The organism is Streptomyces sp. NBC_01478, assembly GCF_036227225.1.
Taxonomy (GTDB): Bacteria; Actinomycetota; Actinomycetes; order Streptomycetales; family Streptomycetaceae; genus Streptomyces.
On sequence record NZ_CP109444.1, the window covers coordinates 1,177,722 to 1,203,934 of the forward strand.

At 70.7% G+C, this 26,213-nt stretch carries 22 protein-coding genes; 12 read left to right on the forward strand and 10 right to left on the reverse strand.

Annotated elements, in window-relative coordinates; all coding sequences use genetic code 11:
- Positions 1-16 precede the first annotated feature (16 nt).
- From OG223_RS05300 to OG223_RS05315, 4 genes are all read right to left on the reverse strand, one after another.
- The gene (locus OG223_RS05300) at positions 17-532 is read right to left on the reverse strand and encodes a hypothetical protein (protein ID WP_329243085.1); all 516 of its coding nucleotides are present in this window, start codon (positions 530-532) and stop codon (positions 17-19) included.
- Positions 533-721: 189 nt separating this feature from the next.
- A complete protein-coding gene (locus OG223_RS05305) occupies positions 722-1,582 on the reverse strand; it encodes an ABC transporter permease (RefSeq protein WP_262062147.1) in 861 nt (286 codons plus the stop codon).
- Positions 1,542-2,402 (reverse strand): ABC transporter ATP-binding protein, encoded by an 861-nt coding sequence (locus OG223_RS05310; protein ID WP_329243090.1) that lies wholly within the window; start codon positions 2,400-2,402, stop codon positions 1,542-1,544. Before OG223_RS05310 ends, OG223_RS05305 begins: the two co-directional genes overlap by 41 nt.
- Entirely contained in the window at positions 2,399-2,854 is a 456-nt protein-coding gene (locus OG223_RS05315) for a MarR family winged helix-turn-helix transcriptional regulator (RefSeq protein ID WP_329243093.1), read from the reverse strand. The genes OG223_RS05310 and OG223_RS05315 overlap by 4 nt, the downstream gene beginning before the upstream one ends.
- 143 nt (positions 2,855-2,997) lie before the next feature.
- On the opposite strand from OG223_RS05315, the gene OG223_RS05320 reads away from it, so the two are divergent.
- Positions 2,998-3,801, forward strand: coding sequence for a VOC family protein (locus OG223_RS05320; protein ID WP_329243096.1), 804 nt, complete (start codon positions 2,998-3,000; stop codon positions 3,799-3,801).
- 3 nt (positions 3,802-3,804) lie between these two features.
- Here the strand turns inward: OG223_RS05320 and glgX are convergent, their stop codons facing one another.
- Positions 3,805-5,913, reverse strand: coding sequence for a glycogen debranching protein GlgX (glgX, locus tag OG223_RS05325; protein ID WP_329265143.1), 2,109 nt, complete (start codon positions 5,911-5,913; stop codon positions 3,805-3,807).
- A 23-nt stretch (positions 5,914-5,936) separates the two neighbouring features.
- A complete protein-coding gene (locus tag OG223_RS05330) occupies positions 5,937-6,440 on the reverse strand; it encodes a pep a2 (protein WP_329243098.1) in 504 nt (167 codons plus the stop codon).
- A gap of 298 nt (positions 6,441-6,738) precedes the next feature.
- Here OG223_RS05330 and OG223_RS05335 point away from each other — a divergent pair, with 298 nt between their 5' ends.
- The 6 genes from OG223_RS05335 to OG223_RS05360 all read left to right on the forward strand — a co-directional run bounded on the left by OG223_RS05335 (position 6,739) and on the right by OG223_RS05360 (position 16,655).
- Positions 6,739-7,047: a DUF5133 domain-containing protein gene (locus OG223_RS05335; protein WP_329243100.1), complete on the forward strand. Its 309-nt coding sequence runs from the start codon at positions 6,739-6,741 to the stop codon at positions 7,045-7,047.
- Between the two features lie 72 nt (positions 7,048-7,119).
- Entirely contained in the window at positions 7,120-9,111 is a 1,992-nt protein-coding gene (locus OG223_RS05340) for an alpha-1,4-glucan--maltose-1-phosphate maltosyltransferase (protein ID WP_329243103.1), read from the forward strand.
- Positions 9,108-10,826, forward strand: coding sequence for a maltose alpha-D-glucosyltransferase (gene treS / locus OG223_RS05345; RefSeq protein ID WP_329243106.1), 1,719 nt, complete (start codon positions 9,108-9,110; stop codon positions 10,824-10,826). The genes OG223_RS05340 and treS overlap by 4 nt, the downstream gene beginning before the upstream one ends.
- A 46-nt stretch (positions 10,827-10,872) precedes the next feature.
- Positions 10,873-12,255, forward strand: coding sequence for a maltokinase N-terminal cap-like domain-containing protein (locus tag OG223_RS05350; protein ID WP_329243108.1), 1,383 nt, complete (start codon positions 10,873-10,875; stop codon positions 12,253-12,255).
- A gap of 203 nt (positions 12,256-12,458) precedes the next feature.
- Positions 12,459-14,597 (forward strand): 1,4-alpha-glucan branching enzyme, encoded by a 2,139-nt coding sequence (gene glgB, locus OG223_RS05355; RefSeq protein WP_329265145.1) that lies wholly within the window; start codon positions 12,459-12,461, stop codon positions 14,595-14,597.
- A gap of 153 nt (positions 14,598-14,750) precedes the next feature.
- Entirely contained in the window at positions 14,751-16,655 is a 1,905-nt protein-coding gene (locus tag OG223_RS05360) for an AMP-dependent synthetase/ligase (protein ID WP_329243111.1), read from the forward strand.
- 16 nt (positions 16,656-16,671) lie between these two features.
- Here the strand turns inward: OG223_RS05360 and OG223_RS05365 are convergent, their stop codons facing one another.
- The gene (locus tag OG223_RS05365; protein WP_329243113.1) at positions 16,672-17,496 is read right to left on the reverse strand and encodes a methyltransferase domain-containing protein; all 825 of its coding nucleotides are present in this window, start codon (positions 17,494-17,496) and stop codon (positions 16,672-16,674) included.
- Positions 17,497-17,746: 250 nt separating this feature from the next.
- On the opposite strand from OG223_RS05365, the gene OG223_RS05370 reads away from it, so the two are divergent.
- From OG223_RS05370 to OG223_RS05385, 4 genes are all read left to right on the forward strand, one after another.
- Positions 17,747-19,123, forward strand: coding sequence for an NAD(P)/FAD-dependent oxidoreductase (locus OG223_RS05370; protein WP_329265147.1), 1,377 nt, complete (start codon positions 17,747-17,749; stop codon positions 19,121-19,123).
- 47 nt (positions 19,124-19,170) lie between these two features.
- Positions 19,171-21,420 (forward strand): FUSC family protein, encoded by a 2,250-nt coding sequence (locus OG223_RS05375; RefSeq protein ID WP_329243116.1) that lies wholly within the window; start codon positions 19,171-19,173, stop codon positions 21,418-21,420.
- Positions 21,421-21,448: 28 nt separating this feature from the next.
- On the forward strand, positions 21,449-21,628 hold the full coding sequence (locus OG223_RS05380; RefSeq protein ID WP_329243119.1) for a hypothetical protein: 180 nt from the start codon (positions 21,449-21,451) through the stop codon (positions 21,626-21,628).
- A 251-nt stretch (positions 21,629-21,879) separates the two neighbouring features.
- Complete coding sequence (locus OG223_RS05385; RefSeq protein ID WP_329243122.1) at positions 21,880-22,329, forward strand: cyclic nucleotide-binding domain-containing protein; 450 nt, start codon at positions 21,880-21,882, stop codon at positions 22,327-22,329.
- A gap of 6 nt (positions 22,330-22,335) precedes the next feature.
- On the opposite strand, the gene OG223_RS05390 is transcribed toward OG223_RS05385, so the two are convergent.
- Positions 22,336-23,646, reverse strand: coding sequence for an MFS transporter (locus OG223_RS05390; RefSeq protein ID WP_329243125.1), 1,311 nt, complete (start codon positions 23,644-23,646; stop codon positions 22,336-22,338).
- Positions 23,647-23,726: 80 nt separating this feature from the next.
- Positions 23,727-24,338, reverse strand: a complete 612-nt coding sequence (locus tag OG223_RS05395; RefSeq protein ID WP_329243128.1) for a LysE/ArgO family amino acid transporter — start codon at positions 24,336-24,338, stop codon at positions 23,727-23,729.
- A 68-nt stretch (positions 24,339-24,406) separates the two neighbouring features.
- Between OG223_RS05395 and OG223_RS05400 the strand changes: the two genes are divergently transcribed.
- On the forward strand, positions 24,407-25,306 hold the full coding sequence (locus OG223_RS05400; protein WP_329265149.1) for a LysR family transcriptional regulator ArgP: 900 nt from the start codon (positions 24,407-24,409) through the stop codon (positions 25,304-25,306).
- A gap of 172 nt (positions 25,307-25,478) precedes the next feature.
- Here the strand turns inward: OG223_RS05400 and OG223_RS05405 are convergent, their stop codons facing one another.
- Entirely contained in the window at positions 25,479-26,186 is a 708-nt protein-coding gene (locus tag OG223_RS05405; protein WP_329243131.1) for a TetR/AcrR family transcriptional regulator, read from the reverse strand.
- Positions 26,187-26,213 lie beyond the last annotated feature (27 nt).

Consider the following 26,213-nt stretch of genomic DNA (forward strand, 5'->3'; position numbering starts at 1 on the left):
CTCGGACCCGCGGGTCTCAGGGGGTGCCGGGTTCCGCCTGGTCCCGGAGGAAGTTGCTGACCTGGTGCGCCAGGCCGTCCCGCCCGGCACCGGCCGCGACGGCCTCCTCGCACAGACCGATGCCGCCCGCCCACAGGCGCCGCTCGGTCCACTCCTCCTCCACCCGCAACTGGACCTGTACGTCCACCTGCTTCAGGGCGGCCTCCGCACCGGCCGCGTACACGACGGCGGTGGCGCGGCGCAGCGGATAGACGTCGAAGCCCTCGATGAACTGCGAGCTGCGCCAGTCGATGAAGGCGCTCTCGCCGTCCGGGCCGAGCCTGACGTCGATCTGGCCGTCCTCCAGGTGGATGCCGTAGTGCCGCGCGCCGCGGTTCTCGACGGTGACACGGAGCGTGAAGTAGGTCAGCCCTTCGGCGGCGTCGTCGCGTCCGCGTGGCGGCTCGGCGGCGGCCAGGCTGTGGACGCGGACACGCAGACCGGCATGTTCGTCGTACTCGTGCCAGTCCCCGACCACGTTCGGCTCGTACACAATGCACCCTCTCGACCTCAGAGAGCTGCTTCCTATCTGTGTGCTCAGCGCACTGTCAAATGAGCGGAATGCGCTGTGGCCAGCGTTTTCGCCCGCTTGATCACTGATCAAGCCGTGCCCAGCGAGAATCCGCTTTCCGGCCGTCGAATCCCGGCCGGGGGCGTGCCGCACATCACGTCCCCGGCAAGATCAGCGGGCGAGCCGTCCGAGCAGGGAGGAAGCGGCCGCGATGCCCAGTGCGGCGGCCACCAGCAGGACGGCGAAGTCGGTGCCCACATGGGACGGGGTGCCTAGCAGCAGCCCGCGCAGGGCGTCCACTTCGTAGCTCAGCGGGTTCGCCTTGCTCACCGCCTGCAGCCAGCCGGGCATGATCGCCACGGGATAGAGGGCGTTGGAGCCGAAGAACAGCGGCATGGTGATGGCCTGTCCGAAACCCATCAGCCGGTCCCTGCTGAGCACGATGCCGGCGATGGTCATCGACAGACAGGAGAAGAAGGCCGAGCCGAGGATCACGATCGCCCCGACCCCGATCAGCTTCAGCGGGTTCCAGGTCAGCGCGACTCCGAGGATCGCGGCGATGACGACCACGACGACGGCCTGGATCAGCGACTTCACACCGGCCGCGAAGGCCTTGCCGGTGATCAGCGCCGAGCGCGGGGTGGGGGTGACGAGGAGCTTGTTGAGGATGCCGGCGTCCCGCTCCCAGATGATCTGGATGCCGTAGAAGATGGCGATGAACATCGCGGACTGGGCGATGATGCCCGGGGCGAGGTAGTCGATGTAGGGGATGCCCCCGGTGGGGATCGCCTTGATGCGGGTGAAGGTCTGGCCGAAGATCAGGAGCCAGAGCGCCGGTTGGACGGCTCGGGTGTACAACTCGGTGCGGTCGTGGCGGAGTTTCTGGAGTTCGACCGCGCACATCGCGATGACGCGGGCGGGCAACAGGCGCCAGCCGGCCCGGGGTTCGGGCGGGGTGAGCAGTAGGTTCAGGTCGTACTCGGGGGCGGGGTCAGCCGACGCGGTTCGCGGTGCGGCGGGTGCTTCGGACATCGCGGAAACCTCCTGACTGGTCTTCGAGACCGCTGCCGGCGATGTCCCGGAAGACGTCCTCGAGGGTGGGCAGCGGATCGGTGGCGGGCGCTCCGTCGGCGCGCCGGCGTTCGCCGAGGCCCTCGCGGAGCTGCTCCGGGGTGCCCAGGGCGCGGATGCGGCCGCGGTGCATCAGGCCGACGCGGTCGCAGTACTGGTCGGCCTCGTCCATGTAGTGGGTGGTGACCAGGACGGTCATGCCGGTGGCCTCGCGCACGGCGTTGATGTGTTCCCACACGCTGGTGCGGGCGATCGGGTCGAGGCCGATCGTGGGTTCGTCGAGGATGAGCAGGCGGGGCGCGCTGACCAGGGCCTGCGCGAGCTCCAGCCGGCGGACCATGCCGCCGGAGTAGGTGTTGGCCAGCCGGTCGGCGGCGTCCGTGAGGTCGACGGCCCGCAGCGCCTGGGCGACGCGTGCGGCTCGTTCTCTGCGCGGTACGTCGAAGACGCGGGCGAAGAGAGCGACGTTCTCGCGGCCGGTGAGCCCGCTGTCCGCGGACAGTTGCTGCGGGACGTAGCCGAGCATGCGGCGGACGGACATCTGCTCCTTGGCCGTGTCGTGGCCGAAGACGTGGACCATGCCCGCCGGGACCGGCAGGAGGGTGGTGATACAGCGGATGGCCGTGGTCTTCCCGGCGCCGTTGGGGCCGAGCAGTCCGAAGACCTCGCCCTCCCCCACGGACAGGTCGAGCCCGTCCACCGCGGTGGTCTCGCCGAAGGAATAGGCGAGCCGGGTGCAGCTCACGGCTGCGGGCCGCTCGGTGGCGGTGTCCTGCGTCATGAGTCCTCGGCCTCCTCGTGCAGATTGACGGCCAGTCGGTGCAGGGCCGGGATCGCCGCGCGCAGCGCGTCCCGGTCCGCCGGGTCGAGACGGTCGACCTGCGCGCGGACCAGAGCAGCGCGCCGCGCGTGCCAGTCGCCGAGCCGGGTCTTGGCCGTCTCGGTGAGCTGGAGGCGGGCGGCGCGCCGGTCGGCGGGGTCCGTCTCGCGGATCAGGAAGCCGTCCCGGGCGAGCTGGTTGACCAGGGTCGACACCGAGTTGCTCGCGAGGAACAGCTCCTTGGCCGCTTCCGAGATGCCGATTCCCGGCCGGACCTCGACCAGGCGCAGCAGCTCCACCTCGGCGCCGCGCAGGCGCGGCAGGGTCATCTCGCTGCGCAGTCGCCTGCGGATCAGCCGCTGGACACCGACGAGCGCGTCGGCCAGCTCTTCCGGGAACTTCTCCGTCTCCACCCCTGGAGATTACCTCTTTAGCAGAGGTAACTAACCCAAAAGGATGGTCAAGACACCTGCTCGGCAGGCCGTCGGACCGGTTCCGGTTGGACACTGGTGGAGACCGGTGGCCGCCGGTCCACGAGATCGGAAACGCGACTGCCATGAACCACGACAGGAAACCGTTCCCCGGAGAACCCGACTCCGTCTCCACCCGTACGGTGTTCGGCGCCCCCTGCTGGGTGAGTCTCACGAGCCGCGATGCGGAGACCACCGAGGCGTTCTACGAGGCCGTGTTCGGCTGGAAGTGGCGTTCCGCCAGCCTGGGTGACCGCTTCCGGATCGCCACGGCGAACGACGTTCCGGTGGCCGGTCTGGCCGCGGTGGCGTCCATGTGGCAGGTCGCGGTGGCCTGGACGCCGTACTTCGCGGTGCCCGACGCGGATGTGGCCGCGTCCCGGGTACGGGAGCGCGGCGCGACGGTCGCCGTGGGCCCGCTCTCCTTCCCGCCCGGCCGCGCGGCCCTGCTCGGCGACCGCGACGGCGCGACCTTCGGCATCTGGGAGGGCGACCTCATGGGCGGCTGGGAGACCTGGCGCCGCTCGGCACCGGCCTTCGTCCGCCTGCACACCCGGGACGCCTTCGACGCGGCGATCTTCTACGGCGAGGTCCTCGACTGGGCGTCGGCGGACCCGGCGAGCTGCGAGGTCCGGTACGAGGGCGGCGAGGTCGTCCTGCGCAGCGGCGGCAATGTCGTGGCGCGGATCGAGTCGGGCGCGCTGGAGGCGGCCCCGGACCCGGCCGTCCGCCCGCACTGGCAGGTCCACTTCGCGGTCTCGGACATCCGGTCCTGCGCCCGGGTCGTGGCCTCGCACGGCGGGAGCGTCCTGCGGGAGAACGCCCACGAGGCCGTGCTGCGCGACCCGGACGGCGCCCGGTTCACGGTGACCTCGCGCGACGCCCCCTGACGCTCAGCGCCGGGCGGGCCGTGACAGCAGCACCAGGCTGCGGGCCTCGACCGGCATCTCCGTGCCGGCTTTGTGCTCCGTCTCGTCCGGGGTGCCCTGCGGCTCGGCGGTGTCGATCAGGGTCGTCCAGCGCTCGCCGTAGGTGACGTCGGGAAGGCGGAAGTCGACGGGCTCCCAGTAGCTGTTCAGCAGGAGCAGGAAGGAGTCGTCGACGACGGGCCCGCCGTGCGGATCGCGTTCGGCGATGGCGTCGCCGTTGAGGAACACGCCCACCGAGTGCGCGTCGGAGCGCTGCCAGTCCCGGTCGGTCATCTCGCGGGCGTCGGGCAGCAGCCACACCAGGTCGGGCAGCGGCTGTCCGGCGTGCACGGCGGTCTCGCCGCGGAAGAAGCGACGCCGGCGCAGCACGGGATGCGCGGCACGCAGCCCGATGACATACCGCGTGAAGGCGGCGAGTTCTCGCTGCTCGTCGGTCAACTCCCAGTCGATCCAGGAGACTTCGTTGTCCTGGCAGTAGGCGTTGTTGTTGCCGCGTTGGCTGCGTCCGAGTTCGTCGCCGTGGCCGAGCATCGGGATGCCCTGCGAAAGGAGCAGCGTGGCAAGGAAGTTGCGCTGCTGACGGGCGCGCAGTTCCAGCACGGCGGGGTTGCCTGTCTTGCCCTCGGCTCCGCAGTTCCAGGACCGGTTGACGCTCTCGCCGTCCCGATTCCCTTCCCCGTTGGCCTCGTTGTGCTTGTCGTTGTACGAGACCAGGTCGCGCAGCGTGAACCCGTCGTGCGCGGTGACGAAGTTGACGCTGGCGCGCGGCCGTCGCCGGCTGTGCTGGTACAGGTCGGAGGAGCCGGTGAGCCGGGACGCGAACTCGCCGAGCGTGTGCTCGCCGCCCCGCCAGAAGTCCCGTACGGCGTCCCGGTACTTGCCGTTCCACTCCGACCACAGCGGCGGGAAGTTGCCCACCTGGTAGCCGCCCTCGCCCAGGTCCCACGGCTCGGCGATGAGCTTGACGCGGCTGATCACCGGGTCCTGCTGGATCAGGTCGAAGAACGCCGACAGCCGGTCCACCTCGTGGAACTGCCGGGCCAGCGTGGCCGCGAGGTCGAAGCGGAAGCCGTCGACATGCATCTCGGTGACCCAGTAGCGCAGCGAGTCCATGATGAGCTGAAGGACGTAGGGGTGCCGCATCAGCAGGCTGTTCCCGGTGCCCGTCGTGTCGTAGTAGTGGCCCCAGTCACCGTCCACCAGACGGTAGTAGGAGGCGTTGTCGATGCCCCGGAAGGACAGGGTGGGGCCCTTCTCGTTGCCCTCGGCGGTGTGGTTGTAGACGACGTCGAGGATCACTTCGAGCCCGGCGGCGTGCAGCGCCTTCACCATGGACTTGAACTCGGTGACCTGCCCGCCTCGTTCGCGGTGTGCGGCGTAGGCGTTGTGGGGCGCGAAGAAGCCGATGGTGTTGTAGCCCCAGTAGTTGGACAGTCCGCGGTCCTGGAGCACCCCGTCCTGCATGAACTGGTGCACCGGCATCAACTCGACCGCGGTCACCCCGAGTTGGGCGAGGTGGTCGACGACCGCCGGGTGCGCGAGTCCCGCGTACGTCCCGCGGAGTTCCTGGGGGACCTCCGGGTGGGTGCGGGTCAGGCCCTTCACATGGGCCTCGTAGATCACCGTGTCGGCGTACGAGCGCCGGGGCGGGCGGTCGTCGCCCCAGTCGAAGGCCGGGTCGACCACCACGCCGAGCATGCCGTGTCCGGCGCTGTCGGCGGGGGCTGGTCCGGCCGAACGCTCGTACAGTGAGGGGTCGTTGTCGATCTGTCCGTCCACCGCCCTGGCGTACGGGTCGAGGAGCAGTTTCGCCGGGTTGCAGCGGTGTCCGAGGGTCGGCTGCCAGGGGCCGTGCACCCGGTAGCCGTAGCGCTGGCCCGGCCCGATTCCCGGCAGGTAGCAGTGCCACACGAAGCCGTCGGCCTCGGTCAGCCGAACGGTGCGGTGGCTGCCGTCGTCCTCGACGAGGACGAGGTCCACGCGCTCGGCTACCTCGCTGAACAGCGCGAAGTTGGTGCCCTTCCCGTCGAAGGAGGCACCCAACGGACAGGGGTGCCCGCTCCACACGGACACCCCTTTCCTGCGCGGGCTCGCGGTCACCGGGCGTCCTCCAGGAGGCCGCGCGTCGGACGGGCCGGCAGGGCGGTCGGCACCTCGCGGGGAAGCTGGAGCATCTCCCGCAGACGCGGCGCGGGTGTCCTCGGGACACGCGGGACGCGTTCACCGCTGCGGGCGCGCTGCGAGAACCAGATGACCTTGCTTCCGGCGTCGGTGGCGCAGCAGCCCCAGCCGTCGCTCATCGCGGCGATCCGGGCGAGGCAGGCGCGCAGGTCCAGGTCCGGGCGCAGATCGCGGTCGTTGTCGCCGATGGCGGTGATCAGGTGCTGGCCGTTCCACCACAGCTCTATCGACGTCTGCTTGTCCGTGGCGTGCTCGTCGATGGCCCGCAGCAGCAGCTCGGCGCCGCGGCGAACGGGCTCCACGAGGATCTCCAGGTCCCAGAGCCGGAGATGGGCGGCCAGAATGCGCCCGACCTGTCCGACCCGTTCCGGAGTGACGTCCACATCGAGGTGGTAGTAGCAGGGCACTGCGGTCTTCATCGTCGTTGGCTCCCTACCGGCGAAGCTCACGCTTCCCCTCGCCCTGCGGGGCCGGGGCCCCGAACACGAAGCGTGAGCAATGATCGCTTCTGAGTCAGCTCCAGAGTGCGAGCGCTAGGCCATTCGTGCAACACGAGCGACGGACGAGGTGGTTGAAGATCCAACAAGACGCTTGGTCATCACCTGTGCACCATGAGTGAAAGCCTCGACTGCCGTGACGGAGCCATGCCGCTCCGCACACGGCCGCCACCCGACGGTCGGGAAACGCGGTCCGCCGAGGCGGAAGGTGAACAGCGCCATGCTGCTACCCGCCAAAGCCGAAGTCGCCCGCCAACTGCGGCGCTATCGGGCGTGGGAACGCGTGATGCTCGCGTCGCCGGGCGACCGGACGGTACGGGCCACCTTCGAGGACGCGGGCTACACCTTGTGCGTGCTGATGGGGAAACGCTGCGCGCGCGAGGCCGCGGAAGCCGCCGAGCGCTATCTGCGCAGCAGCGCGGTCTCCTACCTCCAGGAGCAGAACGGACACCCTCGTACGACGGCCGTCGTGCACCGCGGGCCACCCGTCACCGCCGCCGTCGACCGGCGATCCCCCGCGGGAAGGTAATCCCCCTTCCGGCGCAGCCTGGACCCCGGCCGGGTGAACAGCCCGGCCTCGAGCACGGCGGAGGTGAGACCCATGAACGCGACCCCGGCAGCCATCGGCCGCATTCCGGTACGTGACGTACGCCCGGCCGTGGACAGCGGCGCGCGCCCGGCGAAGGCGGTGGTCGGCGAGACCTTCGAGGTCACCGCCACCGTGTTCCGCGAGGGCCACGACACGATCGGCGCGAACGTCGTTCTCTGCGACGAGAACGGCCGCACCGGCCCGTGGACCCCGATGCGCGAACTGACCCCCGGCAGCGACCGCTGGGGCGCCGAGGTCACCCCGGACGCGCCGGGCCGCTGGTCCTACGTCGTGGAGGCCTGGGGCGACCCCATCGCCACCTGGCGCCGGGCCGCCCGCGTCAAGATCCCGGCCGGCATCGACATCGGCCTGATGCTGGAGGAGGGCGCGGAACTGCACGCGCGAGCCGCCGGCGGGCTGCCCGAGGGACCGGCCCGCGCCACGGTGCTGGCCGCGGCGGAGACACTGCGCGACGACACGCTGCCGGTGGGAACGCGGTTCGTGGCCGCGCTGACGCCGGATGTGGAGCGAGTGCTGGAGGCCTGTCCGCTAAGGGAGTTGGTGACTGTCTCCGAGCCGCGCGGGCTGCTGGTGGAGCGGGAGCGCGCGCTCTACGGCGCCTGGTACGAGTTCTTCCCCCGCTCCGAGGGCACCGCCGAGACCCCGCACGGCACGTTCCGTACGGCGGCGCGGCGACTCGACGCGATCGCGGCGATGGCCTTCGACGTGGTGTATCTCCCGCCGATCCATCCCATCGGGACGGCCTTCCGCAAGGGCCGGAACAACTCGTTGTCCGCCGGGCGCGAGGATGTCGGCGTCCCCTGGGCGATCGGCTCACCGGAGGGCGGGCACGACGCGATCCACCCCCGGCTTGGCACGCTGGAGGACTTCGACGCGTTCGTAGGACGGGCTGCCGAGCTGGGCCTGGAGATCGCGCTGGACTTCGCGCTCCAGTGCTCGCCGGACCATCCATGGGTGGACAAGCACCCGGAGTGGTTCCACCACCGCCCCGACGGGACGATCGCGTACGCGGAGAACCCGCCGAAGAAGTACCAGGACATCTACCCGATCGCCTTCGACCGGGACATGGACGGCCTGATCGCCGAAACGCTGCGCGTGCTGCGGCACTGGATGGACCACGGGGTGCGGATCTTCCGCGTCGACAACCCGCACACCAAGCCGGTCGTCTTCTGGGAGCGGGTGATCGCGGACATCAACGGCACCGACCCCGACGTGATCTTCCTGGCCGAGGCCTTCACCCGTCCCGCGATGATGGCCACCCTCGCCCAGACCGGCTTCCAGCAGTCGTACACCTACTTCACCTGGCGCAACACGAAGGCCGAACTCACCGACTACCTCAGCGAGTTGGCGGGCGAGTCGGCCGCCTACATGCGGCCGAACCTGTTCGTGAACACCCCCGACATCCTCCACGAGTTCCTCCAGCACGGCGGCCGCCCCGCCTTCGAACTGCGCGCCGTACTGGCCGCCACCTTGTCCCCGACCTGGGGTGTCTACAGTGGCTACGAACTGTGCGAGAACGCCCCTCTCCGGCCGGGCAGCGAGGAGTATCTCGACTCCGAGAAGTACCAACTCCGCCCGCGCGACTGGGAGTCCGCCGAGCGGGAGGGACGTAGCATCGCGCCATTGCTGGGCACGCTCAACGGCATCCGGCGCCGTCACCCGTCGCTGCACCGGCTCAGGAATCTCCGCTTCCACCGGACGGACAACGACGCGCTGATCGCGTACAGCAAGACGACGGGTGTGGACACGGTTCTGGTGGTCGTCAACCTCGATCCGCACCACACCCAGGAGGCCACGGTCTCGTTGGACATGCCGCAACTCGGCCTGGAATCAAACGAATCCATGTCGGTGTACGACGAACTGACGGGTGAGTCCTATCAGTGGGGCAGGACCAACTATGTGCGACTGGAACCCGGCCGGGCTCCCGCGCACGTGTTCCACGTCCGGCGGTCCACACAGAGCGGAGGGTCAAGAGCTTCATGACTGTCAACGAACCGGTCCACGACACCTTCGAGGACACTCCCGCCAAGGACCGGGACCCCGAGTGGTTCAAACGCGCCGTCTTCTACGAGGTCCTGGTCCGCTCCTTCCAGGACAGCAACGGCGACGGCATCGGTGACCTCAAGGGCATCACCGCCAAACTCGACTACCTCCAGTGGCTCGGCGTCGACTGCCTCTGGCTACCGCCGTTCTTCAAGTCCCCGCTGCGCGACGGCGGTTACGACGTCTCCGACTACACCGCCGTACTCCCCGAATTCGGCGACCTCGCCGACTTCGTCGAGTTCGTCGACTCCGCCCACCAGCGGGGCATGCGCGTCATCATCGACTTCGTCATGAACCACACCAGCGACCAGCACCCGTGGTTCCAGGAGTCCCGCAGAGACCCCGACGGCCCCTACGGCGACTACTACATGTGGGCCGACGACGACAAGCAGTACCCCGACGCCCGCATCATCTTCGTCGACACCGAAGCCTCCAACTGGACCTTCGACCCCGTCCGCAAGCAGTACTTCTGGCACCGCTTCTTCTCCCACCAGCCGGACCTCAACTACGAGAACCCGGCCGTCCAGGAGGAGATCCTGGCCGCCCTCCGCTTCTGGCTCGACCTCGGCATCGACGGCTTCCGGCTCGACGCGGTCCCCTATCTCTATGCGGCCGAGGGCACCAACTGCGAGAACCTGCCCGCCAGTCACGACTTCCTGAAGCGTGTCCGGCGGGAGATCGACGCGATGTATCCGGACACGGTGCTGCTGGCGGAGGCGAACCAGTGGCCCGAGGACGTCGTCGACTACTTCGGCGACTACCAGAGCGGCGGGGACGAATGCCACATGGCGTTCCACTTCCCCGTCATGCCCCGCATCTTCATGGCGGTACGCCGGGAGTCCCGCTACCCCGTGTCGGAAATTCTCGCCAAGACCCCGTCCATTCCGTCGGGTTGTCAGTGGGGCATCTTCCTGCGCAACCACGACGAGCTGACCCTGGAGATGGTCACCGACGAGGAACGCGACTACATGTGGGCCGAGTACGCCAAGGACCCCCGCATGCGCGCCAACATCGGCATCCGAAGGCGCCTGGCCCCCCTGCTCGACAACGACCGCAACCAGATCGAGCTGTTCACAGCCCTGCTGCTGTCGCTCCCCGGTTCGCCGATCCTCTACTACGGCGACGAGATCGGGATGGGCGACAACATCTGGCTCGGCGACCGCGACGCCGTCCGCACCCCCATGCAGTGGACACCGGATCGCAACGCAGGTTTTTCGTCCTGTGACCCCGGCCGGCTGTCGCTGCCGACCATCATGGACCCCGTCTACGGCTACCAGGTCACCAACGTCGAGGCGTCGATGTCGTCGCCCTCCTCGCTGCTCCACTGGACCCGCCGCATGATCGAGATCCGTAAGCAGAACCCGGCGTTCGGCCTCGGCTCGTACACGGAGCTCCAGTCGTCGAACCCGGCGGTGATCGCATTCCTGCGTGAGTACGAGGACGATCTGGTCCTGTGTGTGCACAACTTCTCGCGGTTCGCGCAGCCCACGATGCTCGATCTGCGGGAGTTCGACGGCCGGCATCCCGTGGAGCTGATCGGCGGGGTGCGTTTCCCGGCCATCGGTGAACTGCCGTATCTGCTCACGCTGGCGGGGCACGGCTTCTACTGGTTCCGGCTCTCGCGAGCCGCCCCCCGCGTCGGCCGACGACTTTGAGGATGTGCCCGCGTTTGAGGATGTGCCCGCGAAAGGACGCGTCACCATGCCGAAGACCGCACCTCTCCGCCTGAGCAGCCCCGGCGTCGACCGGCCTCCGGCCACGCTCGCCGGGCTGCTGCGCGAATGGCTGCCCGGGCAGCGCTGGTTCGCCGGCAAGGACCGGCCGGTGGCCGACCTCGATGTGCTGTCCACCACCGAGCTCTTCCCGGGCTGCCTCCATGTGCTGGTCCACGCCTCCCCCACCGGGGTTCCCGCTCCGGGCGGCACTCCCCCGCCCGGTGACTGTTACCAACTCCTGCTCGGCGTACGGGAACACGTCTCGCCGCGCCTTTCCCGGGCCTACATCGGCCGTGTGCGGGAAGGTCGGTTGGCCGGACTCGCGGTCTACGACGCGCTGCAGGATCCCCGGTCGGCGGAGTTGCTGCTGGAGCGGCTGCGGCATCCCGGTACGACCGGTCCCCTGCACTTCGAGGCGGACCCGTCGGTGTCCGTGCCCGCCGGACTCGCGCCCCGGCTGTTGGGCGCCGAGCAGTCCAACTCCTCGCTGGTGTACGGCGACCGGTTCATTCTGAAGGTGTTCCGGCGCATCCAGCCCGGCGTCAATCCGGATCTGGAGCTGCCGGGGGCGCTGGCCGCGCAGGGCTGTACGCGGGTCCCGGCGCCGGTGGCGTGGTTCCGGACGGCCGAGCCGCGGGCCGCGACGCTCGGCGTGCTCCAGCCGTTCCTGCCGGACGCCTCCGACGGCTGGGCGCTCGCGCTGCGCGCCCTCGCCGCGGGTGACGAATTCACCACCGAGGCATACGAGTTGGGGCAGGCGACCGCCGAGGTCCATCTCGCGCTGACGGCGGCCTTTCCGTCCGGGGACGGAGGACCTCTCGCCGAGTACGACCGTACGGAGACAGCGACGGCGACGGCGATGACCGAACGGCTGGAGGCCGCCGCGCACTCCGTGCCCGCGCTGCGGCCGTTCGTACCCGGGCTGCGGACCGCGTTCGGCGCACTCGTCGGCCGGGATGCCGGGCCGCCCGCCCAGCGCGTCCACGGCGACCTCCATCTCGGCCAGGTGCTGCGGGCCGGCCGCGACTGGTTCGTCATCGACTTCGAGGGCGAACCGTCCAGGCCACTGGCCGAGCGGCGCAGCGCGCAGTCCCCCGTGCGGGACATCGCCGGCATGCTGCGCTCCTTCGACTACGCGGCCCGGCAGCGCCGCCCCTGGCGCCCGGAGTGGGCCCTCCGCTGCCGGGAGGCCTACTGCGCGGGCTACGCGGCCCGGGCCGACTGGGACCCCCGCACCAAGCACGCCCTGCTGCGCGCGTACGAGACGGACCGCGCCGTGTATGAAGTGCTGTACGAGGCCAGACACCGTCCGGACTGGCTTCCCGTACCCATGGCGGCGATCGAACGTCTCGCCGTCCGAGGAGGCTGAACTCCGTGGCCCTGCACGACACTTCACCTCAGGAGACGGGCGGCCCGTCCACGACCGACGGTCCGGAGACGGGCGAGCCGATCGCGTCCACGACGCCGGGTGCCTGCGGCTCGACCGCACCTGGTGCACCGGAAGCGGACAGCCCGACCGCGCCCGTTCCGGTCCCCCCGAGCAGCGCGAGCGGCACCGCCTCACCCGCCCCCCTGGACCCGGCCGACCGCGACCGTCTCCTCGCCGGTGCCCATCACGACCCGCACGCCCTGCTCGGCGCGCATCCGGTGCCGGGTGGGATCGCGTTCCGGGCGTTGCGGCCGTACGCCCGTGCCGTGAGCGTCGTGATCGGCGGGGTGCGCAGCCCGCTCGCCTCGGACGGGGGCGGGCTCTTCTCCGGTGTGCTGCCGCTCGACGCGCTGCCGGCGTACACGCTGCTGGTGTCGTACGCGGAGGGGGACGAGCGCGAGGTCCACGATCCGTACGGCTTTCTGCCCGCCCTCGGTGAACTGGACCTGCACCTCGTCAAGGAGGGGCGGCACGAGGAGTTGTGGAAGGCGCTCGGCGCGGAGCCGATGACCCACGGCGGGGTGCCCGGCACCCGTTTCGCCGTGTGGGCGCCGAACGCCCAAGGGGTGCGTGTCGCGGGGGACTTCAGCTCCTGGGACGGGACCGCCTTCCCCATGCGGTCGCTCGGCTCGTCGGGGGTGTGGGAGCTGTTCCTGCCGGGTGTGGGCGAGGGCGCGCGCTACAAGTTCGAGATCACCTCCCGGAGTGGCGAGCGCTTCCTCAAGGCCGACCCGATGGCTCGCCGCACGGAGGTACCGCCCGCCACGGCGTCCATCGTGACGGCCTCGCACTACGAGTGGGGCGACGAGGACTGGCTCGCGCGACGGACCGAAACCCCGGTCCACGAGGCGCCGTTCTCCGTGTACGAGGTGCATCTCGCCTCCTGGCGAGCAGGATTGACGTACCGTCAGCTCGCCGTCGAACTCCCCGCCTATGTGAACGAACTGGGCTTCACCCACGTCGAGTTCATGCCGGTCACCGAGCATCCCTTCGGCGGTTCCTGGGGCTACCAGGTGACCGGCTTCTACGCCCCGACCTCCCGCCTCGGCACCCCGGACGACTTCAAGTTCCTCGTCGACGCCCTGCACCGGGCCGGCATCGGCGTGATCATGGACTGGGTTCCGGCGCATTTCCCCAAGGACGACTGGGCGTTGGCCCGGTTCGACGGGGAGCCGTTGTACGAGCCCGGAGACACGCGGCGGGCCGAGCACCCGGACTGGGGGACGTACGAGTTCGACCTCGGGCGGACCGAAGTACGCAACTTCCTTGTGGCGAACGCCGTCTACTGGTGCCAGGAGTTCCACATCGACGGCCTGCGCGTGGACGCGGTCGCCTCGATGCTCTACCTCGACTACTCACGCGACTCGGGCCAGTGGACCCCGAACGTGCACGGCGGGCGCGAGGACCTGGACGCGGTCGCCTTCCTCCAGGAGATGAACGCGACGGTGTACCGCCGGGTGCCCGGTGTCGTGACGATCGCCGAGGAGTCCACCGCCTGGGACGGGGTGACACGGCCGACCGACACCGGCGGGCTGGGGTTCGGGCTGAAGTGGAACATGGGCTGGATGCACGACTCGCTGGGCTACATGGCGCACGAGCCCGTCCACCGGAAGTTCCACCACCACGAGATGACGTTCTCCATGGTGTACGCGTACAGCGAGAACTACGTCCTGCCGATCTCCCACGACGAAGTCGTCCACGGGAAGCGGTCGTTGGTGTCGAAGATGCCGGGCGACTGGTGGCAGCAGCGCGCCGACCACCGGGCGTATCTGGGGTTCATGTGGGCCCACCCCGGCAAGCAACTCCTCTTCATGGGCCAGGAGTTCGCCCAGGGCGCCGAGTGGTCCGAGTCCCACGGCCCCGACTGGTGGCTCCTCGACCCGGCCTACGACGCCGCACCCGACCACCGGGGCGTCCAGCACCTCGTCCACGACCTCAACACGGTCTACCGCGCGACTCCCGCCCTGTGGCAGCGCGACACCGACCCCGGTGGGTTCCGCTGGGTGACGGGTGACGCGGCCGAGGACAACGTCTTCGCCTTCCTCCGCTACGACACCGACGGGTCCCCGCTGCTCGCCGTCAGCAACTTCTCCCCCGTCGTGCGCCACGACTACCGTCTCGGCGTCCCGGGCGACATCCCCGCCTGGCGGGAGAGCCTCAACACGGACCGGGCCGTCTACGGTGGAAGCGATGTCGTCAATCCCGACCCGGTCAAACCGGAGGAAGGCCATATCCGGCTCACTCTTCCGCCCCTGGCGACGGTGTGGTTGACCCCTGGGTGACCTGCTTCGGCGTCCGGCCGGCCGAAATCACAAACTCCGCATGGGCAGTTCCTGGTTCCCCTCACCAAACGCTCACACCTGGGCTACATTCGAGCACCGTCGATAACAGTAATGATCGGCCAAGTCACGCCCCGTACAACCCAGGAGCAGCGCATGCGCGACTTCGCCGTCGCTCCACCCCCCACCTCCACCCACAACGGCGGCCTCGCCGACAGCATCTTCGAGACCGCGGTCCTCAACCCCACCCTTCCGCTGATCGCGCGCCGGTCCGACCCGTCCTCCGAGGTGTGGGAGGAGGTGACCGCCGTGGAGGTGCGGGACGAAGTCGTCGATCTGGCCAAGGGGTTGATCGCCTCCGGGATCTCACCGGGCAGCCGGGTCGCGATCATGGCCCGCACCCGTTACGAGTGGACGGTGCTCAGCCACGCCCTGTGGGCGGTCGGCGCCGAGGTCGTGCCGGTGCATCCGACGTCCTCGCGGGAGCAGGTCGAGTGGATCCTGCGGGACGCCAACTGTGTGGCCGTGGTCGTGGAGGACGAGCAGGGCATCATGACCGTCGGCACGGTGTGTGCCGCGCTGCCGCTGCTGCGGCACGTCTGGCAGTTGGACGCCGGGGCCCTGGCCCAGATCGTCGAGCGGGGCACGTACATACCCCAGACCACGGTGGACTCGCTGCGCCGGATCGTGATGCCGGACTCGACCGCGGTCATTGCCTACACCTCGGGCACCTCGGGCCGCCCCATGGGCTGCGCGCTGAGCCACCGCAGCCTCGCCAGCCCCTGCGACACGCTGCTCGCGGGCTGGTCGCACACGGCGGCGCTGCCGGGGGAACAGCCGGCCGTCCTGGCCTTCCTGCCCTTCTCGCACGTGTACGGCCTGATGATCCAGGGGCTGTGCATGCGCGGCGGCTGGCTGATGGCCCACGAGCCGGAGATGACGGAGGCGGCGCTGGTGTCGGCGCTGCGCACCTTCCGGCCCACCTACCTGTACGCCGTACCGTCCATCTTCGAGAAGATCTACAAGAACTTTCTCCGTACGGCCCAACAGCTCGGACGGGGCGCCCTGTTCGAGCGTGCCGCCTCGACCGCGCGGGAGTTCGCCACGGCCGAGGAGCGCCAGAGACTCGGCCGGGGTTCGGGCCCCAGCTTCGACCTGCGGCTCCAACACGCCCTGTTCGAGCGGACGGTGTACCGCAAGCTGCGCGCCGGGCTGGGCGGCCGGGTGGTCCGCGCGACGTCGGGCGGCTCGCCCCTGAACCGTGAACTGTCCCTGTTCTACTCGGGTATCGGCATCCTCGTGCACGACGGCTACGGCCTCACGGAGACCGCCGGCGGGATCACGATGCAGCCGCTGGGCCGGGAGAAGATCGGCACGGTCGGGCAGGCGCTGCCGGGCACGGATATCCGGGTCGCCGAGGACGGGGAGATCCTGGTGCACGGCCCTTCGGTGTTCCAGGGCTACATCAACGACGAGCGGGCGACCCGGGCGGCGCTCAACGCGGGCTGGCTGGCCACCGGGGACATCGGGCGGCTGGACACCGAGGGGTATCTGACGATCACCGGCCGCAAGAAGGACATCATCATCACCAGCAGCGGCAAGAGCGTCGCGCCCGCCGCGCTGGAGAACCGGCTGCGGATGCATCCCCTGATCCATCAGGCGGTGGTGGTCGGCGACGACCGTCCCTGTGTGGGGGCGCTGCTCACGCTGGACCCGGAGTTCGTGGCGCACTGGCGGGCCGGGCTGGCACTGCAGAGCGACGCGCGGGGCCGGGAGGCGCGGGAGGAGAACGCGCTGCGGGAGGAGATCACGCGGGCCGTGGCGGCCGCCAACAGCCCTGTGGGGCGCGCCGAGTCGATCCGGGTGTTCCGGGTGCTGCCGCAGCCGTTCGACGTCGCGGGCGGGCTGCTGACGCCGTCGATGAAGCTGCGCAGGGACGCGATCGTGCGGCACTACGCGTTCGAGATCGACGCGATGTACCAGGCACGCGCGCGTGCCCCGCAGCAGTCGGCGGAGGAACAGCTCTCGGGCTGGGACGACGCGGACAACGTGTTCCGCTGAGGTCAGCGGCCGGGTCTCACTCCGGGCGGTGGGCGACGACCGCGAACATCGTCACGGACATGTGCAGCGCGCCCCGCTCGGCGGCCTCGGAGAGGTCGGCGTAGGCGCGGTCGCGCTGGGCCTCGGTCAGGGCGCCGCGGCGCACGGCGGACTCGCCGAGCATGCGGATCAGCGGCCAGGCCACCGACCGGTGGTCCTGGAGCAGCGCCTGCGAACCGCGGTCGTCGACGACGAGCCCGGCCGCGCTGAGCTGGCCGACGAGTCGGCGTCCCGAGTAGGGGTTGGCCGCCCCGGTGAGGGCGCCGGAGGTGAACGCGGCCGTGACCTCGGGGTCCCCCGGGTGCAGGATCGTGGTCGCCCAGTCGGTGTCGAGGAGGGCCACGCGGCCGCCGGGGCGCAGTACGCGGGCCATCTCGGCGACCGCCTTGTCCGGCTCGGCGAGGTGCTGGAGCACCCGTTCGCACCAGACGACGTCCACGGAGGCGTCGGGCACGGGCAGGGACAGCGCGTCGCCGTCCGTGAAGCGGGCCGGGCTGCCGGCCTCCGCGGCCCGTTCCTCGGCGATCGCGCGCAGGCCGGGGTTGGGTTCGACGCCGAGCGCCGACCCGCTCGGACCGACCGCGGCGGCCAGTGCGCGGGTCGTGGACCCGGTGCCGGCCCCGATGTCGAGGGCGCGTTCCCCGCTGCCCGCGTCGAGTGCCTCGTGCGCCCATGCGCGCAGTCGTCGTACGCCTGGATTGGCTTCCTGGATGTCGAGCGCGGCCACCAGGCGTGTCACGTTGCCGGCGTCGATGTTCTGGGTGCGGAAGCCCGAGCCCGGATCGGGTTGAGTGTGCGACATGGCCCGCACTCTACGGTCCGGATCGATCGTTGTCGGATCGTTCAAAGGTCGTTCGGGTACGTCATTTGTTCATGTGTCCGCGGCGTACGGAGGCCGTCGGCGGGGCATGCTGGTGCTCCGCGCGTTCGTCTGCCTGCCGCGCTCAACTGGCGGGACGGCTTCCGGCACGGTGGGATCGATGGTGGTGCGAGGCAGCGATCCAGGGCAGGCGTACGGCGTCGAGGCAGACCGCCCGGAGCCGCAGAAAGGGATGAACACCGTGACACGACCGAGGATCCTGGTGGTTGGCGCAGGCTTCGCAGGAGTGGAGTGCGTTCGCCGTCTGGAGAGGAAACTGACCCCTGAGGAAGCCGACGTCACGCTGGTGACGCCGTTCTCCTACCAGCTCTATCTGCCCCTGCTGCCCCAGGTCGCCTCCGGCGTCCTGACCCCGCAGTCGATCGCCGTCTCGCTGCGCCGCAGCAGCAAGTACCGCACGCGGATCATCCCGGGCGGTGCGATCGGTGTGGACATCAAGGCCAAGGTCTGTGTGATCCGCACGATCAACGACGAGATCGTCAACGAGCCCTACGACTACATCGTGCTCTCCCCCGGCAGCATCACCCGTACTTTCGACATCCCGGGGCTGACCGATCACGCCTTCGGGATGAAGACCCTGGCCGAGGCCGCCTACATCCGCGACCACGTCATCACGCAGCTCGACCTCGCGGACGCGAGCGACGACCCGGCGGAGAAGGCGTCGCGGCTGCAGTTCGTGGTGGTGGGCGGCGGGTACGCCGGCACCGAGACGGCCGCCTGTCTGCAGAAGCTGACGCACGCGGCGGTCAAGCGCTACCCCCGGATCGACCCGGGTCTGATCAAGTGGCACCTCATCGACATCGCGCCGAAGCTGATGCCCGAGCTGGGCGACAAGCTCGGCAAGAGCGCGCAGGAGATCCTGACCAGGCGCGGTATCGACATCTCCCTGGGGGTGTCGATCGCCAAGGCCGGGCCGGAGGAGGTCACCTTCACCGACGGCCGGGTGGTGCCGACCCGGACGCTGATCTGGACGGCCGGTGTGGTCGCCAGTCCGCTGATCGCCACGCTGGGCGCGGAGACGGTCCGGGGGCGGCTCGCGGTCACCGCCGACATGAACCTGCCAGGTCACGACGGGGTCTTCGCGCTCGGTGACGCCGGCGCGGTGCCCGACGAGGCCAAGGGCGGGGACGGCGCGATCTGCCCGCCGACCGCGCAGCACGCCATGCGGCAGGGCAAGGTGGTCGCCGACAACGTGATCGCGACCCTGCGCAACCAGCCGCTGAAGCCGTACGTCCACAAGGACCTCGGGCTCGTCGTGGACCTCGGCGGCAGGGACGCGGTGTCCAAGCCGCTGGGCATCGAACTGCGCGGCCTGCCCGCCCAGTTCGCCGCCCGCGGCTACCACTGGGCGGCACTGCGCACGAACGTGGCCAAGGTCCGCGTGGCGACGAACTGGACGCTGAACGCGCTGGCCGGCGACGACTTCGTGCGCACCGGCTTCCAGGCGCGCAAACCGGCCACGCTGAAGGACTTCGAGTACACCGACTCGTATCTCTCGCCGGAGCAGGTGCGGGACCAGGTCGAAGGGGCCGGGACCAAGGAGCCGTAGCATCGGTGGTACGGATCTTGAGGTGAACCCGGGGAGAGTACGGCGGCGTGAGGGCAGCGGGACGGGCGGCGTGGGCACGGCTGTGGGATCGCGTCGCGGCGTCCGATCCCGGACTGCTGCGGCTGACGGCCGGGCTGCGGACGGTGGCCTCGATCGCGCTCGCGCTGGCCGTGCTCTCCCTGCTGGACGCCTCGGTGCCCCATCTGGTGGCCGGGGCGATGGCGGCGATGGTCTCCACGTTCGCGATCCGCGAGAAGCAGCGCGCACAGCAGGCGGTGACGCTCGCGCTGGGACTGCCGGTGGCGCTGGCCTCGGTGTCGCTGAGCGCGCTGCTCAACTCGCGGGTGGTCGCCGGTGACGTCTTCTTCGTCCTGCTGATCTTCGGCGCGGTCTACAGCCGCCGGTTCGGCGAGCGCGGCACCGCGCTGGGGCTGATCGGCTTCCAGATCTACTTCCTGTCCCTGTTCGTCGGCGCGACCGTCTCCGCGCTGCCTCGGCTGTACGGCGTGATCGGCGTGGCCTTCGTGTGCAGTGCGCTGGTGCGGTTCGCGCTGGTGCCGGAGACGCCCACGGGGACGCTCGACCGGCTGCGGCGGGCGTTCCGGGCGCGGTTCGCCCAACTGGTCACCGCGCAGCTCGCGTTGCTCGACGCCGGTCCCGACGACATGGAGAAGGCCCTCACCGACGTACGGGAGGGCACCGCGCGGCTGCACGAGACGGCGCTGCTGATCCAGGGCCGGCTGGAGGACGGGACCTCCGACGAGACGGTGGCGCGGCTGGTGCAGCGCCGGATCGCGGACGCCGAGGTCGCGGCCGAGCGGCTGGGGCTCCTGCTGCTGACCGCGCGCAGCGCCGAGCGGGGTCACACGCTGACCCTGCATCTGCCGGGCGCGCCCGTCCCGTCGGCCGACCGGCTGCCGGTGCGGGACGAGTCCGCCGACACACTGCGGCGCGACCTGGAGGCGCTGCACCTGCTCGTCCTGCGGCCCGTGGGCACGGACTCGGGCACCGGGCTGGCCCATGTGCGCAACCGGCTGCTGGGCTACCGCGAGGAGGAGAACCTGCCGCCCGCCCCGGACACCGTGCAGGACGTGTTCCGGGGCATCGGGGAGGCCGCGCGGGCGGTGCTGGGCCTGCGGATCGCCGTCGACGGGCCACAGGACGAGTCGGAGGACACGCCCGCGACGACCCGTTCACGCGAGGAGCTGGACGCGGAGGACGTCGCCATCGCGGGCAGCGAGGAGGCCGAGGACGCGGAGCGCACCGGGTTGCGGCGGCCGACGACACGGGCGGCCGTGCAGGTGGCGGTGGGGTCGTCGCTGGCCATCATCGGCGGCGAGTTCCTGTCCAGTCAGCGCTGGTACTGGGCGGTGCTGACCTGCTGGATCGTGTTCCTCAACACCTCGTCCACGGGCGAGATCCTCGTCAAGGGCTACCGGCGGCTGCTCGGCACGGTCCTGGGTGTGGTGGCCGGTATCGGTCTGGCGGGCCTGGTCGGGCATCACACATGGACGGCGTTCGCGCTGGTGCTGCTGTTCATCTTCGCGATGTTCTACACGGCACCGCTGTCGTACACCCTGATGTCGTTCTTCGTCACCGCGATGCTGGGCCTGCTCTACACGCTGCTGCACACCTACAGCGCGTCGGTGCTGGTGCTGCGGATCGAGGAGACGGCGCTCGGCGCGGCCTGCGGGGTGGTCGCGGCGGCGCTGGTGCTGCCGGTGCACACGGACCGCCGTACGAACGAACTGCTCGGCACCGTGCTGGCCCGGCTCACGGACGTCACCGAGGCCGCCGTCGACCAGCTCAGCGGTGGGGCCGCGGCCGAACTGCTCGACAAGGCACGGGACTTGGACCAGGCGCTGGCCGATCTGAGCGCCTCGACGCAGCCGCTGACCCATCCGATCACGCCGTTGCGGGCGCGCCGGGACACGGCCCGGTATGTGGTCGCGCTCCTGGAGACCTGCGCCTATCACGCGCGGTATCTGGCGGCGACCGCCGAGCTGCTGCCGACGCATCCGTCGATAGCGGCCGATCCCCGGCTGCGTGAGGCGGGTCGCCGGATCGTGCACAACATCGGGGTGATCGGCGCGCACGTCGCCGACGAGGACGGGGACGGTGCCGGCGAGATCGAGACCGGGCCGAGCATCGCGTCCCTGCTGCGGCCCGGGACGCCGGGGACCCCGCGCTACGGCCGGGTCACCGACCGCGTGCTGCGGCATCTGCAGCGCCTGGACGAGGCCGTGGTCGGCCTGGCCCGGCCGCTCGACGTGCCGATCGCGGCGCCGGCGGGGTGAACTCCTCGTGCCGGGGTAGGCGACGGGTATGACTGATGTCGTGGACTCCGGCGAACTGTTGCGGCGCATCCAGCGGGCCCGGGCCTTCGCCGCCCAGGAGGCACACACGTGGTCGGAGCAGGGCGACCCCGTGCGGGAGGTGGCCTACGAGGTCGTTCTGCGGGTGCTGGACGAGATCGTGGCCCCCGGCCGGCCTGCCACGAAGTGAAACCGGTCACGCGACCGGTTGAGGTGGGTACGAAATGCCCGTGGATGGTTTACGGTTCATTAATACGTGGTCACGGAGTCGACGATACGGTCCTCCGGCGCCACCGCTCAACGGCCCTGGCTGGTCTCCCCCGTCCAGCCAGGGCTTCTTCATGCCCCGATTCCGTCCCCCGAGGTGCCCGGGACGTCGGCAGAGGCTGAAATGGGCGTAGGGAGAATTCCGGATCCGCTGCCGGCGAGGAGCCCTGTGCCATGACCCAAGCGATAAAACTGCTGACCGCCCTGCCCCAGACCCAGCGCGAACGGCTGATGGAGCTCGCGCACGAGGTCTCGTTCGCCGAGGACTCCAGGATCTTCGAGGCGGGCGGCACGGCCGACCGCTTCTGGGTCGTCCGCTCCGGCGCCGTCTCGCTCGACCAGCAGGTCACCCCGCAGCAGCGGGTCACCGTGGCCAGTCTCGGCGCGGGCGACCTGCTCGGCTGGTCGTGGCTGTTCCCGCCGTACACCTGGGATTTCGGCGCGGAGGCGTTCAGCGCCGTGCGGGCCTACGAGTTCGACGCGGCGGCCGTGCTCGCGCTGTGCGTGGAGGATCCGCTGCTCGGGCTCTCCCTGGTGCGGATCGTCGCGGAGATCCTGGCGCACCGGCTGGCGCTGACCCGGAGCAAGCTGATGGAGCACTACGCGATCCACCGGCCCGTCTGAGCCTCCTCAGATGCGGTACCGGCGGAGCGCCGGGACCGTGAAGGCGAGGGTCAGCATGATGACCACGACCAGGATGCCGCCGCCGGCGACCGCCGTGCGGGGCCCGAAGGCCGAGCCCGCCGTGCCGTGCAGGACGTCGGCGAGGCGGGGGCCGCCCGCGACGACGACGGTGAAGACGCCCTGCATACGGCCGCGCATCTCGTCGGTCGCGGCGGACAGCAGGATCGCCCCGCGGAACACCATGGAGACCATGTCGGCGACTCCGGCGGCGGCGAGGAACACCACACCGATCCACAGGTTGCTGCTCAGTCCGAACCCTGTGATGGCCACGCCCCAGGCGACCACCGCGCCGATCACCATCCAGCCGTGCCGTCGCGCCCGCGAGAACGTGCCGGAGAACAGCCCGCCGACCACCGCCCCGATGGGGATCGCCGCGAACAGCATGCCGAGGGCGAGGCCCTCGCCGTAGGGCGCGTAGGTCTGGGCGGCGAGCTGGGGGAACAGGGCGCGGGGCATGCCGAAGACCATCGCGATGATGTCGGCGAGGAAGGACAGCAGCAGCACCTTGTGCAGCGAGATGTAGCGGAAGCCGGCGGCGACCTCGCGCCAGCCCGCGCGGCGCGGGGTCGCGGACGCCAGGGGCGGCAGCGAGGGCAGCCGGACGACCGCCCAGAGCGTGACGCACAGGGCCAGCGCGTCGATGAGATACAGCTCGGGCAGGCCGATGACCGGGATGAGGGCGCCCGCGAGGAGCGGTCCGACGACCTGGCCGGTCTGCATCACGGTCGAGCCGAGGGCGTTGGCGGCGGCCAGTTGCCCGGCGGGGACCAGGCGGGCGATGGAGGCGTTGCGGGCGGGCGCGTTGAGGCCCCAGAAGGCCTGCTGCATCGCGAGCAGCAGCATCAGCGCGGCCACCGATTCGAGGCCGGTGACGGCCTGGAGCCAGAACAGCACCGAGGTGACGGCGATGCCGCTGTTGGTGATCAGGAGCAGCTTGCGGCGGTCCATGCTGTCGGCGATCGCGCCGCCCCACAGCGCGAACACGATGAGCGGCAGCAGCCCGGCCATGCTGGCGGCGCCGACCCAGGCGGAGGAGCCGGTGATGTCGTAGATCTGCTTGGGTACGGCGACGGCGGTGAGCTGGCTGCCGACGGCCGTGACGATGGTCGAGGACCACAGGCGGCGGTAGGCGGGGATGCGCAGCGGGCGGGTGTCCATCGCCCAGCGGCGCCAGCCGCGCCGGGGGCCTGTCGCGGGTTCCGCGTCCTTCGCGGCCTCGGGTTCGGTGCCGCTGTCGGTGCTCTCGCTGGTGTCCACTGGCTTCCTGGTTGCTCGCTACATCTAATCGGCCGGGGTTCACTATCGCAGCACCGGCTGTGGCCGCCGAATCCGCGATCTCATGTTCCGGCGACGAGAGTTGCGCCGAGACCGATCATCGTGGCGGCGACCAGGCCGTCCAGGACCCGCCAGGCCGAGGGCTTGGCGAGGTGGCGGCTGAGCAGGCGGGCGCCGAAGCCGAGCGCGGCGAACCAGCACACGCTGGCGCACACGGCGCCGAGTCCGAAGGTCCAGCGCAGCGGGCCGCGGTCGGCGGCGATCGAGCCGAGCAGGAACACGGTGTCCAGGTAGACGTGCGGGTTGAGCCAGGTCATCGCCAGACAGGTGAGGACGGCCCGGCGGCGCGAGCCGGACGGCCCGCCCTCGGCGCGCAGGGCGGCGGGGCGGAACACCCGGCGGGCGGCGAGGACGCCGTAGCCGAGGAGGAACGCTCCGCCGATGAGCCCGACCGCCTTGAGGGCGCCCGGCCAGGCGACCACGATCGCGCCGACCCCGCCGACGCCCAGCGCGATGAGGAGGGCGTCGGACAGGGCGCAGATGCCGACCACGGCGAGGACGGCCTCGCGGCGGATGCCCTGGCGCAGGACGAAGGCGTTCTGGGCGCCGATGGCGACGATGAGCGAGAGGCCGGTGCCGAAGCCGGCGGCCGCCGCGGAGAGGGCGTTGGTCACGCCTCGACGCTAGGGGCACCGACATCGGGAGTACAGCTAAGGATTCTTACGTAGCATTAGCGCTCGTGATGGTTTCGGAGCTGCCCCTCGACCAGGTACGGACGCTGCTCGCGGTGGTCGACGAGGGCACGTTCGACGCGGCGGCCGGCGCCCTGCATGTGACGCCCTCGGCGATCAGCCAGCGGGTGAAGGCCCTGGAGCAGCGCACGGGCCGGGTCCTGCTGCTGCGCACCAAGCCGGTGCGGACGACCGAGTCCGGCCAGGTGGTCGTGCGCTTCGCCCGCCAACTGGCCCGCCTGGAACGGGACGCGCGCGCCGAGTTGGGCATGAGCGAGGCGGGCGAGCCGACCCGGGTGTCGGTCGCGGTGAACGCGGATTCGCTCGCCACCTGGTTCCTGGGCGCGCTCACCCGCGTCCCGCGCGACCTCCGGGTCTGCTTCGAACTCCGCCGCGAGGACGAGGACCATACGGCGGCCCTGCTGCGCGAGGGCCTGGTCATGGCGGCGGTGACCTCGTCACCGGACGCGGTACCGGGCTGCTCGGTGCGGGCCCTGGGCCTGATGCGCTATCTGCCGGTGGCGAGCCCGGAATTCAGCGAGACATGGCTCGCAGGCCCGCTGCGGGACGCGCTGCCCGAGGCACCGGTGGTGACCTTCGACCGGCTGGACGACTTCCAGGACGCCTTCGTACGACGGCTGCGGCGGGGGCAGGGCGGGGCGAGTGCGGTACGCCATCTCGTGCCGACCTCGGAGGGCTTCGTGGCCGCTGTCGCCGCCGGGCTGGGGTGGGGCATGGTCCCGGAGATGCAGGCCGCCGAACTGCTGGACGCGGGGCGGCTGGTGAACTTCGCGCCGAAGCGGTCGGTCGACGTACCGCTGTACTGGCAGCAGTGGAAGCTGGACTCGCCTGCGCTGGCGGCGGTGGCGGGGGCGGTCATGGGGGCGGCGGCGGAGGCGCTGCGAGGCTGAGCACTCGGCCGGCCGTTTCGATGTGCGGCTCCGCCGCGGGGCTGCGATGTGGCGCTGTTCCGCTGCGGCGCCGTCGTGGCTGGTCGCCCCCACGCGGCGGAGCCGCACATCGATACCGCCCCGCGCCTCTTCGGGGCGCTGCCGCATCGCGGGTGAACCTCGCGCGGACTGCTCAGGGGCCCACGGACTTCAGTTGGGCAGCGGCGCTGTCCAGCAGCATCTCCAACGCCGTCGGATACGCGCTGTCGACCATGCGGGACGCCAGCAGTGGGGCCGCCTCGGCGATGCGGGGGTGGGAGGTGCGGGGCAGACGGGCGTAGGTCGAGCGCCACATCGCCTCGTCCGCGCGGAGCGACGCGCTCGGCAGGGCCAGGGACGCGGCGTCGAGGGCGGCGAAGGCCAGGGTCTGGTCGATGAACGCGTGGTAGATCCGCACGGTGTCCGGCAGCGGGAATCCGGCCGTGCGCAGGACGTCCAACACAGCCTCGTCGGCGGCCAGTTCGTTGGCCCGGCCGGTGACCCGGCTCGCCGTGAGCTGGGCGGCCTGCGGGTGGGCGACGTACGCGGCGTGGATGCGCAGGCCGATCGCGCGCAGGTCGGCCCGCCACTCCCCCGTCGGCTCCCAGCCCCGCAGCGCCTGTCCGACGAGGGCGTCGCCGATGGCCAGGGTCAGCTCGTCCATGCCGCGGAAGTAGCGGTAGAGCGTGCTGGGGTCGGCGTCCAGGGCGAGGCCCAGGCGGCAGGCGGTCAGGCCCGCGCTGCCGTGCTCGCGCAGCATCCGCAGGGCCGTGTCGACGATCAACCGCTCGGACAGGACCGTGCCGCTCTTGGTGGGACGGCGTCGGCGCCGTTTCTCCTCGGACACCACCGGTTTCGGCATCGCGGTCTCCTCCTCTCGCCTTATGCC

Excerpts from the sequence above, each read along its gene's own strand:
- OG223_RS05305 (WP_262062147.1), bottom strand. The coding sequence starts at position 1,582 with ATGTCCGAAGCACCCGCCGCACCGCGAACCGCGTCGGCTGACCCCGCC.
- OG223_RS05310 (WP_329243090.1), bottom strand. The coding sequence starts at position 2,402 with ATGACGCAGGACACCGCCACCGAGCGGCCCGCAGCCGTGAGCTGCACC.
- OG223_RS05320 (WP_329243096.1), top strand. The coding sequence starts at position 2,998 with ATGAACCACGACAGGAAACCGTTCCCCGGAGAACCCGACTCCGTCTCC.
- OG223_RS05330 (WP_329243098.1), bottom strand. The coding sequence starts at position 6,440 with ATGAAGACCGCAGTGCCCTGCTACTACCACCTCGATGTGGACGTCACT.
- OG223_RS05335 (WP_329243100.1), top strand. The coding sequence starts at position 6,739 with ATGCTGCTACCCGCCAAAGCCGAAGTCGCCCGCCAACTGCGGCGCTAT.
- OG223_RS05340 (WP_329243103.1), top strand. The coding sequence starts at position 7,120 with ATGAACGCGACCCCGGCAGCCATCGGCCGCATTCCGGTACGTGACGTA.
- treS (WP_329243106.1), top strand. The coding sequence starts at position 9,108 with ATGACTGTCAACGAACCGGTCCACGACACCTTCGAGGACACTCCCGCC.
- OG223_RS05350 (WP_329243108.1), top strand. The coding sequence starts at position 10,873 with ATGCCGAAGACCGCACCTCTCCGCCTGAGCAGCCCCGGCGTCGACCGG.
- OG223_RS05360 (WP_329243111.1), top strand. The coding sequence starts at position 14,751 with ATGCGCGACTTCGCCGTCGCTCCACCCCCCACCTCCACCCACAACGGC.
- OG223_RS05365 (WP_329243113.1), bottom strand. The coding sequence starts at position 17,496 with ATGTCGCACACTCAACCCGATCCGGGCTCGGGCTTCCGCACCCAGAAC.
- OG223_RS05370 (WP_329265147.1), top strand. The coding sequence starts at position 17,747 with ATGAACACCGTGACACGACCGAGGATCCTGGTGGTTGGCGCAGGCTTC.
- OG223_RS05380 (WP_329243119.1), top strand. The coding sequence starts at position 21,449 with ATGACTGATGTCGTGGACTCCGGCGAACTGTTGCGGCGCATCCAGCGG.
- OG223_RS05385 (WP_329243122.1), top strand. The coding sequence starts at position 21,880 with ATGACCCAAGCGATAAAACTGCTGACCGCCCTGCCCCAGACCCAGCGC.
- OG223_RS05400 (WP_329265149.1), top strand. The coding sequence starts at position 24,407 with ATGGTTTCGGAGCTGCCCCTCGACCAGGTACGGACGCTGCTCGCGGTG.
- OG223_RS05405 (WP_329243131.1), bottom strand. The coding sequence starts at position 26,186 with ATGCCGAAACCGGTGGTGTCCGAGGAGAAACGGCGCCGACGCCGTCCC.